14 protein-coding genes are annotated in these 15630 nt (G+C 53.4%); 8 read left to right on the top strand and 6 right to left on the bottom strand.

From position 1 onward, the window contains the following. Positions 1–153: 153 nt before the first annotated feature. Together mioC and asnC are read right to left on the bottom strand one after the other, a co-directional pair. Positions 154–603, bottom strand: coding sequence for an FMN-binding protein MioC (mioC, locus tag VSR74_RS15960; protein WP_347795634.1), 450 nt, complete (start codon positions 601–603; stop codon positions 154–156). A gap of 88 nt (positions 604–691) precedes the next feature. After that, a complete protein-coding gene (gene asnC, locus VSR74_RS15955) occupies positions 692–1150 on the bottom strand; it encodes a transcriptional regulator AsnC (protein WP_347795633.1) in 459 nt (152 codons plus the stop codon). Between the two features lie 151 nt (positions 1151–1301). Here asnC and asnA point away from each other — a divergent pair, with 151 nt between their 5' ends. After that, a complete protein-coding gene (asnA, locus tag VSR74_RS15950; RefSeq protein WP_347795632.1) occupies positions 1302–2294 on the top strand; it encodes an aspartate--ammonia ligase in 993 nt (330 codons plus the stop codon). A gap of 2 nt (positions 2295–2296) precedes the next feature. On the opposite strand, the gene viaA is transcribed toward asnA, so the two are convergent. Both viaA and ravA read right to left on the bottom strand, forming a co-directional pair. After that, positions 2297–3748 (bottom strand): ATPase RavA stimulator ViaA, encoded by a 1452-nt coding sequence (gene viaA / locus VSR74_RS15945; RefSeq protein ID WP_347795631.1) that lies wholly within the window; start codon positions 3746–3748, stop codon positions 2297–2299. After that, entirely contained in the window at positions 3742–5241 is a 1500-nt protein-coding gene (gene ravA, locus VSR74_RS15940; protein WP_347795630.1) for an ATPase RavA, read from the bottom strand. The genes viaA and ravA overlap by 7 nt, the downstream gene beginning before the upstream one ends. 218 nt (positions 5242–5459) lie before the next feature. Between ravA and kup the strand changes: the two genes are divergently transcribed. The 7 genes from kup to rbsR all read left to right on the top strand — a co-directional run bounded on the left by kup (position 5460) and on the right by rbsR (position 13357). Beyond that, a complete protein-coding gene (gene kup / locus VSR74_RS15935) occupies positions 5460–7328 on the top strand; it encodes a low affinity potassium transporter Kup (RefSeq protein WP_347795629.1) in 1869 nt (622 codons plus the stop codon). 182 nt (positions 7329–7510) lie between these two features. Then, the gene (gene rbsD, locus VSR74_RS15930) at positions 7511–7930 is read left to right on the top strand and encodes a D-ribose pyranase (RefSeq protein ID WP_015966581.1); all 420 of its coding nucleotides are present in this window, start codon (positions 7511–7513) and stop codon (positions 7928–7930) included. A gap of 7 nt (positions 7931–7937) precedes the next feature. Further along, positions 7938–9443 (top strand): ribose ABC transporter ATP-binding protein RbsA, encoded by a 1506-nt coding sequence (gene rbsA / locus VSR74_RS15925; RefSeq protein ID WP_347795949.1) that lies wholly within the window; start codon positions 7938–7940, stop codon positions 9441–9443. Between the two features lie 5 nt (positions 9444–9448). Continuing rightward, on the top strand, positions 9449–10414 hold the full coding sequence (rbsC, locus tag VSR74_RS15920) for a ribose ABC transporter permease (RefSeq protein ID WP_347795628.1): 966 nt from the start codon (positions 9449–9451) through the stop codon (positions 10412–10414). 27 nt (positions 10415–10441) lie between these two features. Continuing rightward, on the top strand, positions 10442–11332 hold the full coding sequence (gene rbsB / locus VSR74_RS15915) for a ribose ABC transporter substrate-binding protein RbsB (protein WP_347795627.1): 891 nt from the start codon (positions 10442–10444) through the stop codon (positions 11330–11332). 99 nt (positions 11333–11431) lie between these two features. Then, positions 11432–12361 carry a ribokinase gene (rbsK, locus tag VSR74_RS15910; protein WP_347795626.1) on the top strand — a complete coding sequence of 310 codons (930 nt, stop codon included), beginning with the start codon at positions 11432–11434 and terminating at the stop codon, positions 12359–12361. Between the two features lie 3 nt (positions 12362–12364). Further along, positions 12365–13357, top strand: a complete 993-nt coding sequence (rbsR, locus tag VSR74_RS15905) for a ribose operon transcriptional repressor RbsR (protein ID WP_347795625.1) — start codon at positions 12365–12367, stop codon at positions 13355–13357. Here rbsR and mdtD read toward each other — a convergent pair. Together mdtD and VSR74_RS15895 are read right to left on the bottom strand one after the other, a co-directional pair. Continuing rightward, positions 13354–14751, bottom strand: coding sequence for a multidrug transporter subunit MdtD (gene mdtD / locus VSR74_RS15900; protein WP_347795624.1), 1398 nt, complete (start codon positions 14749–14751; stop codon positions 13354–13356). The two genes, rbsR and mdtD, sit on opposite strands and share 4 nt — an antisense overlap. A 9-nt stretch (positions 14752–14760) precedes the next feature. Then, positions 14761–15465 carry a FadR/GntR family transcriptional regulator gene (locus VSR74_RS15895; RefSeq protein ID WP_347795623.1) on the bottom strand — a complete coding sequence of 235 codons (705 nt, stop codon included), beginning with the start codon at positions 15463–15465 and terminating at the stop codon, positions 14761–14763. Positions 15466–15630 lie beyond the last annotated feature (165 nt).

Genomic DNA, 15630 nt, shown 5'->3' with positions numbered 1-15630 from the left:
ATCTGTGAATGATCGGTGATCCTGTACCGTATAAGCTGGGATCAAAACGAGGAGTTATACACAACTCAAAAACTGACCAGAAGTTGTTCTTTGGATAACTACCGGTTGATCCAAGGTTTTAACCAGAGTTATCCACAGAATAAAGTGAGATCTTTACAAATCTCTGAGCTTTTTAGCCCAGGATCCGACCCAAACTTCCGCGGGATCTTCCGGAATGTCATGTTCAAGGACATTGATCTTGAGTGTCTCACCTACCTGCTTCGCTCCACAGGCAGTCAATTCGGTATCTAATTTATCGATGGCGCCGCAGAAAGTGTCATATTCACGGCTACCAATACCTATGGATCCGAAGCGAACCTGTGAGAGGTTAGGTTTTTTCTCGTGTAGATCGTTATAAAAAGGCAGCAGGTTATCGGGAATATCCCCGGCGCCGTGCGTGGAGCTGATGACTAACCAGATCCCCGTCGGCGTGAGATCCTCTAATAAAGGGCCATGCAGCGTTTGGGTAGAAAACCCCGCATCTTCCAGCTTTTCAGCCAGGTGTTCCGCTACATACTCGGCACTGCCAAGCGTGCTTCCGCTGATTAACGTGATATCTGCCATAACCGCCCACCTATATAGAGAGGGCGTATTGTACGCTGTGTACGGTCTGGGATCTACCTGTGGAAAAGTACGGGATTAAAAAAGTCTGTTATGGGCGAATAGTCCGCATGATCGGGTTCTGCAGGGAGATCAACGTCTCGGTGGACTGAATTTCATCAATTGTTTGGATCTTGTTGATAAGTACCTGCTGCAGGGCGTCGATCGAGCGGCACATGACTTTAATAAAGATGCTGTAGTGCCCGGTGGTGTAGTACGCCTCTGTCACCTCATCGAGGCTTTCCAGCCGCGCCAGCGCTGAAGGGTAGTCTTTCGCGCTCTTCAATATAATGCCGATAAAGCAGCAAACATCGTAACCGAGTTGTTTCGGGCTGACGTCGATTCGGGCGCCGGTGATGATGCCCGCCTGTTTCATTTTCTCTACGCGGACGTGAATGGTGCCGGGGCTAACGCCAAATTGTTTGGCTAATTCGGCATAGGCGGTGCGGGCATTTGCCATTAAGGCCTCGAGGATGCCGCGGTCCAGATTGTCGATCTGATAATTTTCCATAGCTTTTTCTTATGAAGAATGATGATTCCTTCTATTTTAGCTCTTAATTTTAGCGAATCAAAAGTTGAACGGGCTTTTTGTTCGTTGATTATTGAATTAACCCCGCATTCTGTTGCTTAATCATAACCAACAGGACGCAGGAGTAATAAAAATGAAAACCGCTTACATCGCAAAACAACGCCAGATTAGTTTCGTTAAATCCTTCTTCTCTCGCCAGCTAGAAGAAAAGTTGGGCCTTATTGAAGTGCAGGCACCGCTGCTGAGCCGCGTAGGGGATGGGACGCAGGACAACTTATCTGGTTGCGAAAAAGCGGTACAGGTGAAAGTGAAAACGCTGCCGGAAGCACAGTTTGAAGTGGTGCACTCTCTGGCTAAGTGGAAACGTCAAACCCTGGGACAACACGACTTCAGCGCGGGCGAAGGGCTTTACACGCACATGAAAGCCCTTCGCCCCGATGAAGACCGCCTTTCGCCTATCCACTCCGTTTACGTTGACCAGTGGGACTGGGAACGCGTGATGGGTGATGGCGAGCGTCATCTCGGTACCCTGGAAAGTACCGTGAAGGCGATTTGGGCAGGAATTAAAGAAACAGAAGCGGCAGTAAGCAAAGAGTTTGGCCTGGCACCGTTCCTGCCGGAGCAAATCCACTTTGTTCACAGCCAGGAACTGTTAAGCCGTTATCCGGATCTCGATGCTAAAGGCCGCGAACGCGCTATCGCAAAAGAACTGGGCGCAGTGTTCCTGGTTGGAATTGGCGGTAAGCTTTCTGATGGCCATCGCCATGACGTTCGTGCGCCGGATTATGATGACTGGAGTACCCCGACCGAATCCGGTCTGGCGGGCCTGAACGGCGATATTCTGGTGTGGAACCCGATTCTGGAAGATGCATTTGAGCTCTCTTCTATGGGGATCCGCGTTGATGCAAAAGCGCTACAGCACCAGCTACAGTTGACCGGTGATGAAGATCGCCTGCAACTGGAGTGGCATAAGGCGCTGCTGCGCGGTGAGATGCCGCAGACTATCGGCGGTGGGATTGGCCAGTCACGCCTGACTATGCTGCTGCTGCAACTCTCTCACATTGGACAGGTTCAGTGTGGCGTGTGGCCGGTGCAGGTGCGCGAAAGCGTTTCAGCCCTTCTTTAATGTTAACGCCGCCAGCGTCTGAGCAGGCGGCTACGTAACCCGGTGTCAAAGCGCCAGATATGATCGAAAATGCGCATGATGCCGGGTTTACCGTGCGCAGACATGGCTACAGCATGAAAGCGATGCTGATGTTTTCGCTGTAAATCTCCAACCTTACTCACCACCTCATCCGGCAGTCTCTGGGCGATAAAGTCCGAGATCACTACCGCATCGGCATCCTGCCAGGCCGGATTCTCCAGCCGTTCGATAATCGCGCGAAAACAACTGGCCATATCCGTGCCGCCTCGAAAGCGCTGGCTCAGGAAACGGATCGCCTGTTCGATCCCTTCCGGCCCGGTGAGTTCATAGCGCACCACTTCGCTTGAGAACAGCATAATGAAGCAGCGGCGGTTATCCGCCATGGCTACGCGCATCATCGCGAGGCAAAAGGCTTTCGCGCACTGTTCGTTAAAGCCCCCCATTGAACCGGAGGTGTCGACGCAGACGATAAATGGCCCGCGCGGTTGTTCGTCTACGTCCTGGTGTACGACCGGGCGCTCTGTCACTTTCTCATGCCAGGCGTCGCCGTGCAGGCGGTAGGTCAGAAGCTGTTTCTCCACCAGCCGCCGATAAAACTCATATTCCAGCTCGGTGATGCCAAGCGTCGCGAGTTCCGGCGGCAGCAGGCGCAGAATATCGTCGCTCTGTTGAATGCCGTCCACCTGTTCAGGAACCGTCGAGGGTTCGCGCACCAGGGTGCGGTACGTTTCCATCGGCGCATCTTTTTTGGGAACCGATTTCGCTTCCCGCGAGCGGCCAAGCTGTTCCGCCAGTTGCATCAGCTCTGGCTGCTGACTAAGGAAATCGCCATATTTCACAATAAGTTGATAGTCGCCGCGCTTGAGTTGCCCGGCGCTCATATCCCACAAACGCCCGGCGGCGTTTTCGTTCTCCACCAGCACCGGTTCAAGCTGGCCGCTTAAGGTCATCCGTTCCTGCACTTCGCTCAGTAGCTGTTCCCGTTCACCTTCCAGCAATTGCTGATTAAACGAGGTTGCCTGTACCACCAGGCTAAGGCGCCAGCGTTGCAGGAAGAGCGTATGCAGCGCGGGCGTGAATGTGGGGTTGTGCGTCGCTAATTGCAGCGCCTGTTCGGCATAGGGCGAGCGCACCTTTTTCAGGAGTATCAGGATCTGTGGCAACTGCGCGTTGAACTGCTGAGTCGAGAAGGTCTGGCACTGCTGATAGCAGAGGACTTCCTCTTCCAGTTCCGGCGGTACATGCGTTCCCTTCAGTGTGCTTTTGAGGTTTTCACGCCAGCGGGGGAGATCTTCCGTAATCGCATGTTTCAGGCGCGGGAACTTCTTAAAGAATGCCGATAGCTGCGGTGAAGCCAGCAGGGCGATGATCGTCTCTTCGATCAGCCCCTCTTCGCTGACGGCCAGCATCACGTTGAGCGTATCGATCGTCAGCATTGCTGCGCCTGTTTGATCTGCACGGCGACATCCTGCAGGCTGGCTTCGATCTGCGCCAGCCAGTCGCTATGTATGAACAGGCATTTTTGCTGTTCACTGAAGCGAGTGTGCTGTTGATGCCACTCTTCCGCCAGGTCGTCGAGCCGCTGTTTGATCTCGGCTGGCATATTTTGCTGGCTCTCCGTACCCGGTAGCGCCAGACGCGAGCCCTGTAGGCTGATATCGCGCACCACCAGATGCTGCGAGCTATCGACTTCCATATTCAGGGTTAGCGCAAAACCAATACCGTTCAGTTTGCCGCGTATCTCACCGCCCTTCTCCAGCCAGTGCGCGAGAACCTGACGTTCAAAGGTGATGTGAATGACATCGATATCATGCAGTTTCAGCGGTTTTTGCAGCAATAGGGTGACAGTCGCCTCCTGAACGTCTTCCGGAAGCTCATAGTGCGGCTTTCGGCTGAACATGCCGCCAAGGCGCGTGACTTTGAGCGCGGTTTTGTCGCTTTCTTGCTGCTGGAGTTGCAGACGATGCTGGCTGATGGCGCTCAGGCGATTAAGCATAGGCTGTTGCTGCCAGGCGTGCCCGGTCATCAATATTTCGAGTTGCTGCTGCATTAAGTTGCGGCTCTGCGCGTCGTGCCACAGGCACTCTTTGAGCAGGATAAGATCGATAGGCGCAATGGTGTCCCGCCCGCTGAAAAAGGCGCAGGCTTGCAACAGGCGAATCGCTTTTTTCCAGCGTCGGTCGGAAACATAGGGCGCATTCGCCAGCGTATCGAGCTGCTGGCGGAGGGTGAAGATCAGCTCGAAAACGGCGTCCGGTAATTTGACTGCGCCAATCTCTTTCTGCCACTGGAAGAACTCTTCATCCGTAACCTGCAGCGCAGGCGCAACCGGGTTTTCATTTTCATCCTGCTGGCTCACCAGCATTGAGCGAAAATTACCTTTCTCCTGCACTTTATCCAGCCACAGACGAATCAGCATACGGTCGTACAGCGCTTCAAGGCTGCTTTCTGCTTCCGGTAGTTCGTTGGATGCCGCCACCAGCAGACGCATCGGGATTTTCTCAACCGTTGCGCCATTACGGAAATGGCGTTCGTTAATTGCGGTCAACAGGGTATTCAGAATGGCCGGGCCAGCTTTCCAGATTTCATCAAGAAAGACGATCTCCGCTTCCGGTAAATAGCCGGCGGTCAGACGCTCATAGCGTCCTTCATCTTTCAGCGCCTGAATGGAAAGGGGGCCGAATACCTCTTCCGGGGTGGAGAAGCGGGTCATCAGATATTCAAAGGCGCGCGCATGCTGAAAGGCATACTTAATGCGTCGCGCAATCAGGCTTTTGGCGATACCGGGCGGGCCAAGCAAAAACACGCTTTCGCCGCTGAGTGCCGCTAACAGGCACAGGCGAATCGCGTGACTGCGTTCGTACAGCCCTTTCTCAAGCGCGCTACTCAGGCGCGAAATTCTTTCTGCTAATAAATGTGATTGGGCCATAATTGAGTTGCGTCCTTTCGCCGAATATAAGGCTAACTGAGCGAGTATAGACGTTTCATAGGCGAGGATAATAGGCTGAAGAAGCCCTTCATTTTTTTGCTCCAGGTTAATATGAATCCATATAGGGGTACGATTTTGCAATTAATCGTGCATACTGTGCGCTTTTCGTGGGCCAAGGGACCAGGCACTCATTTGTTTTACAAACGAAAGACTAGTCTATGAGCACTGATAAGAAGCAATCTTTGTCGGCGATTACCCTCGCCGCCATTGGGGTGGTGTACGGCGATATCGGTACCAGTCCCCTTTATACTCTTCGAGAATGTTTGTCCGGCCAGTTTGGTTTTGGTGTTGAACGTGACGCGGTTTTTGGCTTCCTGTCACTGATCTTCTGGCTACTGATCTTTGTTGTGTCTATTAAATATCTGACCTTCGTCATGCGCGCGGATAACGCCGGTGAAGGGGGGATACTGACGCTGATGTCTCTGGCAGGGCGAAATACGTCTGCCAAAACAACCTCTTTTCTGGTGATTATTGGGCTGGTGGGCGGCAGTTTCTTCTATGGCGAGGTGGTGATCACCCCGGCGATATCGGTGATGTCGGCCATTGAAGGCCTGGAAATTGTTGCCCCGCAACTGGATAGCTGGATTGTCCCCCTGTCTATTTTGGTTCTGACGCTGCTGTTTATGATTCAGAAGCACGGTACCGGCATGGTAGGCAAACTTTTCGCGCCGATTATGCTGGCGTGGTTCCTGATCCTGGCGGTACTGGGTGCGCGCAGTATTATGCTGAACCCGGAAGTGCTGCAGGCGCTGAACCCGATGTGGGCGGCGAATTTCTTCCTCGAGTATAAAATGGTGTCGTTTGTGGCGCTGGGGGCGGTCGTGCTCTCTATTACCGGGGTGGAAGCGCTGTATGCAGATATGGGGCACTTCGGTAAACTGCCGATTCGCCTGGCCTGGTTCTCGGTGGTGCTGCCATCACTGACCCTGAACTACTTCGGTCAGGGGGCTCTGTTATTAAAGCACCCGGAAGCGATTAAGAACCCGTTCTTCCTCTTAGCGCCTGAATGGGCGTTAATTCCGCTGCTGATTTTGGCGGCGCTGGCGACGGTTATCGCTTCTCAGGCTGTGATTTCAGGCGTTTTCTCCCTGACCCGCCAGGCGGTGCGTCTGGGCTATCTTTCGCCGATGCGCATCATCCACACCTCCGAAATGGAGTCCGGCCAGATTTACATCCCGTTCATCAACTGGTTGCTCTATTGCTCGGTCGTTCTCGTTATTATCAGCTTTGAACACTCCAGCAATCTGGCGGCGGCCTACGGTATCGCGGTTACAGGGACGATGGTACTGACTTCTATTCTCTCCACCACCGTGGCGCGCAAAAACTGGCACTGGAACAAATTCCTGGTGGCCTTCATTCTGGTGGCCTTCCTGTGCATTGATATCCCTCTGTTCTCAGCGAACCTCGATAAAATTGTCTCCGGCGGTTGGTTGCCGCTGACGCTGGGTGCGGTGATGTTTATCGTCATGACCACCTGGAAAAGCGAGCGTTTCCGTCTGCTGCGTCGTATGCATGAGCACGGTAACTCACTGGAAGCGATGATTGCTTCACTGGAGAAATCGCCGCCGGTACGCGTACCTGGCACTGCGGTGTATATGTCGCGCGCGTTGAACGTCATTCCGTTTGCCATGATGCACAACCTCAAGCACAACAAAGTGTTGCATGAGCGCGTGATCCTGCTGACGTTGCGTACTGAAGATGCGCCATACGTTCACAACGTGCGTCGTGTGCAGATTGAACAACTTTCGCCGACCTTCTGGCGCGTTGTGGCGAGCTACGGCTGGCGGGAAACGCCAAACGTGGAAGAGGTGTTCCACCGTTGCGGCCTGGAAGGGCTTAGTTGCCGAATGATGGAAACGTCATTCTTTATGTCGCACGAGTCGCTGATTCTCGGCAAACGGCCGTGGTATCTACGCCTGCGCGGTAAGCTTTATCTGCTGCTGCAACGTAATGCCCTGCGCGCTCCGGATCAGTTCGAAATTCCTCCGAACCGGGTTATCGAGTTGGGTACCCAGGTCGAGATTTAAAGGCCGTAGCAACGCCGGGATGGTGAATAACCTCCCGGCGTTTTTCTTTCTCTTGTTTCCTTTCTTTCTGACGAGCGAAACGTTTCGACGTTGATCACAATTTTGTTACTTCGTGTTGGTTTTCTACTCAGCCTTGAGATTAAACTTAACGTAGCGAAACGTTTCGCTAGTGGAGCAAGAAAATGAAGAAAGGCACGGTACTTAACTCTGAAATTTCATCGGTCATCTCCCGCCTGGGGCATACCGATACGCTGGTGGTGTGTGATGCGGGCTTACCCATCCCACGCGGTACAACGCGTATCGATATGGCATTAACTCAGGGCGTTCCCACCTTTATGCAGGTGCTGGACGTAGTAACCCGTGAAATGCAGGTTGAGGCCGCCATTCTCGCCTCGGAGATTAAACAACATAATCCGCAACTCCACGAAACGTTGCTCAAATTTATCGGGCAACTGCAACAACACCAGGGAAATACCATAGAAATTCGTTACACCACCCATGAGCAGTTTAAAAAACAAACCGCAGACAGTCAGGCGGTGATTCGCAGCGGGGAGTGTTCCCCGTATGCGAATATTATTCTCTGTGCTGGCGTCACCTTCTGAGGCCAACATGGACGCATTACTGCAATTAAAAGGTATCGATAAATCCTTCCCGGGCGTGAAAGCCCTTTCTGGCGCGGCGTTGAATGTTTATCCCGGCCGCGTGATGGCGCTGGTTGGCGAAAACGGCGCCGGCAAATCCACGATGATGAAAGTGCTGACCGGTATCTACTCTCGCGATGCCGGTTCGCTGTTATGGCTGGGCAAAGAAACCACCTTTAACGGGCCGAAATCGTCGCAGGAAGCGGGCATAGGCATTATCCACCAGGAACTGAACCTGATCCCGCAGCTCACCATTGCGGAAAACATCTTCCTCGGCCGCGAGTTTGTGAACCGCTTCGGTAAAATCGACTGGAAGAAGATGTATGCCGAAGCGGATGTCCTGCTGGCGAAACTTAATCTGCGCTTTAAAAGTGACAGGCTGGTGGGCGAACTCTCCATCGGCGATCAGCAGATGGTGGAAATTGCCAAGGTGCTGAGCTTTGAGTCGAAGGTCATCATCATGGATGAACCGACCGATGCGCTGACTGATACCGAAACCGAATCTTTATTCCGCGTCATCCGCGAGCTGAAATCGCAGGGGCGCGGCATTGTCTATATCTCCCACCGCATGAAAGAAATCTTCGAGATTTGCGATGACGTTACCGTATTTCGTGACGGTCAGTTTATTGCCGAACGTGAAGTCTCATCGCTTACTGAAGATTCGCTGATCGAAATGATGGTAGGGCGCAAACTTGAAGATCAATACCCGCGTCTTGATAAAGCGCCTGGCGAGATCCGCCTGAAGGTCGATAACCTGTGCGGATCGGGCGTTGAAAACGTCTCCTTCACGCTGCGCAAAGGCGAAATTCTCGGCGTGGCTGGCCTGATGGGCGCAGGGCGCACGGAACTGATGAAAGTGCTGTACGGCGCGCTGCCGCGCAGCAGCGGCTATGTCATGCTGGATGGCCATGAAGTAGTAACGCGTTCCCCGCAGGATGGCCTGGCAAACGGCATTGTTTATATCTCTGAAGATCGTAAGCGTGATGGATTAGTGCTTGGGATGTCGGTGAAAGAGAACATGTCGCTGACGGCGTTGCGCTACTTTAGCCGTGCGGGCGGCAGCCTGAAGCATAAGGACGAACAACAGGCGGTCAGCGATTTTATCCGCCTGTTTAACGTCAAAACGCCATCAATGGAACAGGCTATCGGCCTGCTCTCTGGCGGCAATCAGCAGAAAGTCGCCATCGCACGTGGTTTGATGACGCGCCCGAAAGTATTGATTCTGGACGAACCGACCCGTGGCGTGGATGTCGGTGCGAAAAAAGAGATTTATCAGCTTATCAACCAGTTCAAGGCCGATGGTCTGAGCATCATTCTGGTCTCCTCTGAGATGCCGGAAGTTCTGGGGATGAGCGATCGCATTATTGTGATGCATGAAGGGCATCTCGGCGGTGAATTTACACGCGAGCAGGCCACCCAGGAAGTATTAATGGCTGCCGCTGTGGGCAAGCTTAACCGTGTGAATCAGGAGTAAAGAAGATGACAAACCAGGCTGTCGCTGGTCGCCGCTATTTCACCAAAGCATGGCTGATGGAGCAAAAATCGCTGATCGCTTTGCTGGTGCTGATTGCCATCGTCTCGACCATGAGCCCAAACTTTTTTACCGTCAATAACCTGTTCAACATCCTGCAACAAACCTCCGTCAACGCCATTATGGCGGTAGGGATGACGCTGGTAATTCTAACCTCGGGGATCGACCTGTCCGTCGGTTCTCTGTTAGCGCTGACTGGCGCAGTGGCGGCTTCGATTGTCGGGCTTGAAGTCAATGCTCTGGTGGCCGTGGCCGGCGCTCTTGCGTTAGGTGGCGCTATTGGCGCAGTGACCGGGGTGATTGTGGCTAAAGGCCGGGTACAGGCGTTTATTGCCACGCTGGTAATGATGTTGCTGCTGCGCGGTGTCACGATGGTGTACACCAACGGTAGCCCGGTGAACACCGGCTTTACGGATAACGCTGACCTGTTCGGCTGGTTCGGGATTGGTCGCCCGCTGGGCATTCCGACGCCAGTGTGGATCATGGCGATTGTCTTCCTGGCGGCCTGGTACATGTTGCACCACACCCGTCTTGGTCGCTATATCTACGCGCTGGGCGGTAACGAAGCGGCGACGCGTCTTTCCGGTATCAGCGTCAATAAAATCAAGATTATCGTCTACGCTTTGTGCGGCCTGCTGGCGTCGCTGGCGGGCGTTATCGAAGTGGCGCGCCTCTCTTCCGCACAGCCGACGGCGGGCACTGGTTATGAACTGGATGCTATTGCGGCGGTTGTGCTGGGGGGAACCAGTCTTGCGGGCGGTAAAGGTCGCATAGTTGGGACGCTGATCGGCGCGCTGATCCTCGGTTTCCTGAATAATGGTTTGAATTTGCTGGGTGTTTCTTCCTATTACCAGATGATCGTTAAAGCAGTGGTGATTTTGCTGGCGGTGCTGGTAGACAACAAAAAGCAGTAACTCACGACTCTACAGGACATCTTTACTATGAATATGAAAAAACTGGCTACCCTGGTTTCTGCTGTTGCGCTAAGCGCCACTGTGAGCGCGAACGCGATGGCGAAAGACACCATCGCGCTGGTCATCTCTACCCTGAATAACCCGTTCTTCGTCTCACTGAAGGATGGCGCGCAAAAAGAAGCGGATAAACTGGGCTACAACCTGGTGGTGCTGGACTCACAGAACAACCCGGCAAAAGAGCTGGCGAACGTGCAGGACTTAACCGTGCGCGGCACCAAAATTTTGCTGGTAAACCCAACGGATTCCGATGCTGTCGGTAACGCCATCAAGATGGCTAATCAGGCAAAAATTCCGGTGATCACCCTCGACCGCGTAGCGGCTAAAGGCGACGTGGTCAGCCATATCGCATCCGATAACGTACTGGGTGGTAAAATCGCTGGTGATTACATCGCGAAAAAAGCCGGTGAAGGCGCGAAGGTTATCGAATTACAAGGTATCGCAGGAACGTCCGCTGCGCGTGAGCGCGGTGAAGGTTTCCAGCAGGCCGTAGCGGCGCACAAGTTTAACGTGCTGGCGAGCCAACCGGCTGACTTCGACCGCACTAAGGGCCTGAACGTCATGCAAAACCTGCTGACGGCGCACCCGGATGTGCAGGCGGTATTTGCTCAGAACGACGAAATGGCGCTGGGTGCACTGCGTGCGCTACAGACGGCTGGTAAATCCGATGTGATGGTTGTCGGGTTTGACGGCACGCCGGATGGCGAAAAGGCAGTAAATAGTGGCAAACTGTCCGCGACTATTGCTCAGTTGCCAGAGCAGATTGGCGCAAAAGGCGTTGAAACTGCGGATAAGGTACTGAAAGGCGAGAAAGTTCAGGCTAAATATCCGGTTGACCTGAAGCTGGTTATTAAGCAATAAGTCACCATTCAGGCCACAAAGGCTTGAGGGACAACCTATAAAGAAAAGCAGGGCACGCGCCACCCGGAAGCGGGTGGCGCACTTATCGGACACGCTGAAATGAAAACCGCAGGCAAACTCGTCGTTCTTGGCAGCATCAATGCCGATCACATTCTGAATCTTGAATCCTTCCCGACTCCGGGCGAAACCGTCACCGGTAGCCAGTATCAGGTTGCTTTTGGCGGTAAAGGTGCGAACCAGGCTGTCGCCGCCGGGCGTAGCGGTGCGGATATCGCGTTTATTGCTTGTACCGGAGACGATGATACCGGCGAACGTATTCGTAAGCAGTTGCAAAGCGACCGTATTGACGTCGCGCCAGTCAGCGTGATCCCTGGTGAATCGACCGGTGTGGCGCTGATCTTTGTGAATGGCGAAGGTGAAAATGTTATTGGTATTCATGCGGGGGCGAATGCTGCCCTCTCACCTGCGCTGATTGAGGCGCAAAAAGATCGCATTGCGCAGGCTGATGCACTGCTGATGCAACTGGAGTCGCCGCTGGAAAGCGTACTGCTGGCGGCGAAAATTGCTCATCAGCACCAGACGCAGGTTATTTTAAATCCGGCTCCGGCACGTGCGCTTTCTGATGAACTGCTGGCGCTGGTGGACATCATCACGCCAAATGAAACGGAAGCGGAGAAGCTGACAGGCATTCGCGTCGAAAACGATAACGATGCGGCTAAAGCGGCGCAGGCGTTACACGCAAAAGGTATCGATACGGTGATTATCACCCTGGGTAGCCGTGGCGTCTGGGCAAGCGTGAAGGGCGAAGGCCAGCGCGTGGCCGGGTTTAAAGTTCAGGCTATTGATACCATCGCCGCTGGAGACACCTTTAACGGCGCACTCATTACCGCATTGCTGGAAGAGAAAGAACTGAACGATGCTATCCGTTTCGCCCATGCGGCAGCGGCTATTGCCGTAACCCGTAAAGGTGCGCAGCCTTCTGTTCCCTGGCGTGAAGAGATCGACGAATTTCTGAGTCAGCAGAGGTAACGCTTGGCTACCATGAAAGATGTCGCCCGCGTTGCGGGCGTTTCAACCTCTACCGTTTCTCACGTCATTAATAAAGACCGCTACGTCAGCGAAGCAATTACTGAAAAAGTCGATGCGGCCATTAAAAGCCTTAACTACGCGCCCTCTGCGCTGGCGCGCAGCCTCAAGCTAAATCAAACCCGAACTATCGGCATGCTCATTACCGCCAGTACCAATCCGTTTTACTCGGAGCTTGTTCGCGGCGTGGAGCGTAGCTGCTTTGAGCGCGGTTATAGCCTGGTTCTCTGTAATACCGAAGGCGATGAACAGCGGATGAACCGCAACCTGGAGACGCTGATGCAAAAACGCGTTGATGGGTTACTGCTGTTGTGTACCGAGACACATCAACCGTCGCAGGAAATTATGCAGCGTTATCCCTCGATCCCGACGGTGATGATGGACTGGGCACCGTTTGATGGCGACAGCGATCTTATTCAGGATAACTCTCTGCTGGGCGGCGATATGGCGACCCGCTATCTCATTGAAAAAGGGCATACCCGGATTGCCTGTATCGCCGGGCCGTTGGATAAAACGCCTGCAAGGCTGCGTCTGGAAGGGTATCAGGCCGCCATGCAACATGCCGGCCTGGCGATCCCTGACGGCTATGTGATCACCAGCAACTTTGAATTTGGCGGCGGTTTTGATGCGATGCAGCAGTTGCTGGCGCTGCCCGAAGCGCCGCAGGCTGTGTTTGTTGGCAACGATGCCATGGCGGTAGGGGCGTATCAGGCGCTCTACCAGGCTGGATTGCGTATCCCGCAGGATATGGCAGTGATTGGTTATGATGATATTGAACTGGCACGTTATATGACGCCGCCACTGACGACTATCCATCAGCCAAAAGATGAACTGGGCGAGCTGGCGATTGATGTGCTTATTCACCGAATGGCCCAGCCCGGGCAAAAACAGCAGCGTGTACAACTGACGCCCGAGCTGGTGGTTCGCGGTTCCGTTTAAGCTTTGTGCCGCTCCTTAATCAGGTTGCGGCCATCTTTCGGTTTCAGCAGCATAAACATGAGTGCCGATATCACGGTAATCCCACCCATCGTAATAAAGGTGTAGTGGAACTGCTCGATGGTATTTGTCCCGTCGATACCCTGATAGACCCTCAGCACAGCCGCGCTAACCGCCACCCCTAAGCTAATCGACAGTTGCTGCGTCACGGCCAGCATGCTGTTACCGCTGCTGGCGTTTTCATCCGTCAGGTCGGCGAGGGTAATGGTGTTCATCGACGTAAACTGCGTCGACATCGCCATTCCGAGCACGAACAGCGGGAGGATCATCATCCACATCGGCATGGATGGGGATTGCAGCGAGAACTGCGCAATCATCACGCCAATAAACACCGTAATGCCAACCAGCGTTTTCCGATAACCTAACCAGCGTAGCACCTGAGTCACCGTGGATTTTGCCAGTATTGACCCCAGCGCAGTCGGCGCCATCATGCAACCGGCGATCAGCGCCGGATAACCAAATCCCACCTGCAACATCAGCGGCATCAGGAATGGCACACAGCCAGTGCCTAAACGTGTGGCCAGGTTTCCGGCAATGCCGACTGAGAAGGTGCGAGTCTTAAACAGCGACAGAGAGATGAGCGGCGTGGGGTGACGGCGGGCATGGCGAATATACGCCAACATCATCAGGATGCTGACGCCGATAATGGCGAAGGCTATCCAGCTCGCAACGATGCGTTCGCCAAACAACTCCATCCCGCTGGAGAACAGCACCAGGCTTAGGCCGAACAGCAGAAAACCTGACATATCAAAGCTACGCCGTGGGGTCGTGAAGTTAGGCATATATTTGCGGGCGTAGATCAACCCGGCAACGCCGATGGGGATGTTGATCAGGAATATCCAGTGCCAGCTCGCCCATGTTACCAGTACACCGCCAAGCACCGGCCCGAGGATTGGGCCAACCAGCCCTGGCATGGTGACAAAGTTCAGCACGGGCAGCAGTTCGCTACGCGGATAGGCGCGCAACAGTGCCAGACGGGCTACGGGCATCATCATCGCGCCGCCAATCCCCTGGATGACGCGGAAGACGACCAGTTCAAGTAGTGAGGCGGAGAGGGCGCAAGCCAGAGAGCCGAGCGTAAAGAGGCTAACGGCAATCATAAATATGCGGCGGGTGCCGAAACGGTCGGCCAGCCAGCCGCTGACCGGAATAAGCATCGCCACCGTCAGGGTATAACTAATAATGGCGGACTGCATGGCGAGCGGTGAACGGTTAAGACTGTGAGCGATTGCGGGAAGCGCGGTATTTAGAATCGTCGCATCCAGGGCCTGCATAAAAAATGCCATGGCGGCTATCCACGGCAACCCGGCCATACTCCGCGCTTTTTTCTGTGTCATGCGATGCTTTTATACTCCTTGTCGAATGTGGGGCGCGCTCAACAGCGCCTGACAAGCCATAAACGCTTTTTGGCCATCTTTTTCCTGAATGGCATCAACAATTGCCTGATGCTTTTCCAGTTCAATCACTTCATCCTGGGTAATGGACGTAAAGTAGGTGTGGTACACCGAATGAAAGAGTTTAGCGAATGAGATAAGGAATGGATTCGCCGTCATTTCATAAATATGTTCATGCCAGGCTGTATCAACGTCAATCCACCGATTGCGATCGAAGTTCTTTTTCAGAATCGCCATCTCTTTCATTAATGTATTGAGCTCCGCTTTTTGTGCGGAGGTTCCTAATGTTGCTGCCAACAAACAAGCTTGTGGCTCAAGGCTATGGCGTAGCACCAGAAAGTGTTTCATAACTTCCTGAAAATTATCCTCTGTCAGCCACCAGGAGAGAAGCTCAGTATCGAGGAAATTCCAGTGTGATTGCGGCATCACTCGCGTACCAATTCGTGGACGAGGAAGAAGCATGCCTTTTGCGCTGAGAGTCTTCACCGCTTCGCGAACGGCAGTTCGACTCACGCCAAAGATCTCGCCTAATTCCATTTCGCCGGGAAGAATGCTCTCAGGGGGATAATCGCCTGCAAGGATTTTCTGAGCTAACTTCTCCGCTAATACCCACGAGATGTTTTTTTGTGCTGCTAATTGCTGTGCGCTAAAAGACATAAAGCCATTCCTGTATCTTGTTATTGTTTCTAGTATGCCATTCGCTGCAAAAAATCGGCTGTTAAAACATCAAAGAGTGCATTTTATGATGTATTCACATACGTTTTGGTGAAAAAAAGTACGAACTGTAAATTTTTTTAAATAATCTCTTGTCAGCCTGAAATA

The organism is Pseudocitrobacter cyperus (assembly GCF_039889165.1).
Lineage (GTDB): Bacteria > Pseudomonadota > Gammaproteobacteria > Enterobacterales > Enterobacteriaceae > Pseudocitrobacter > Pseudocitrobacter cyperus.
Note: the sequence above shows the minus strand (reverse complement) of the source record. Positions and strands in the feature narration are given on the sequence as shown.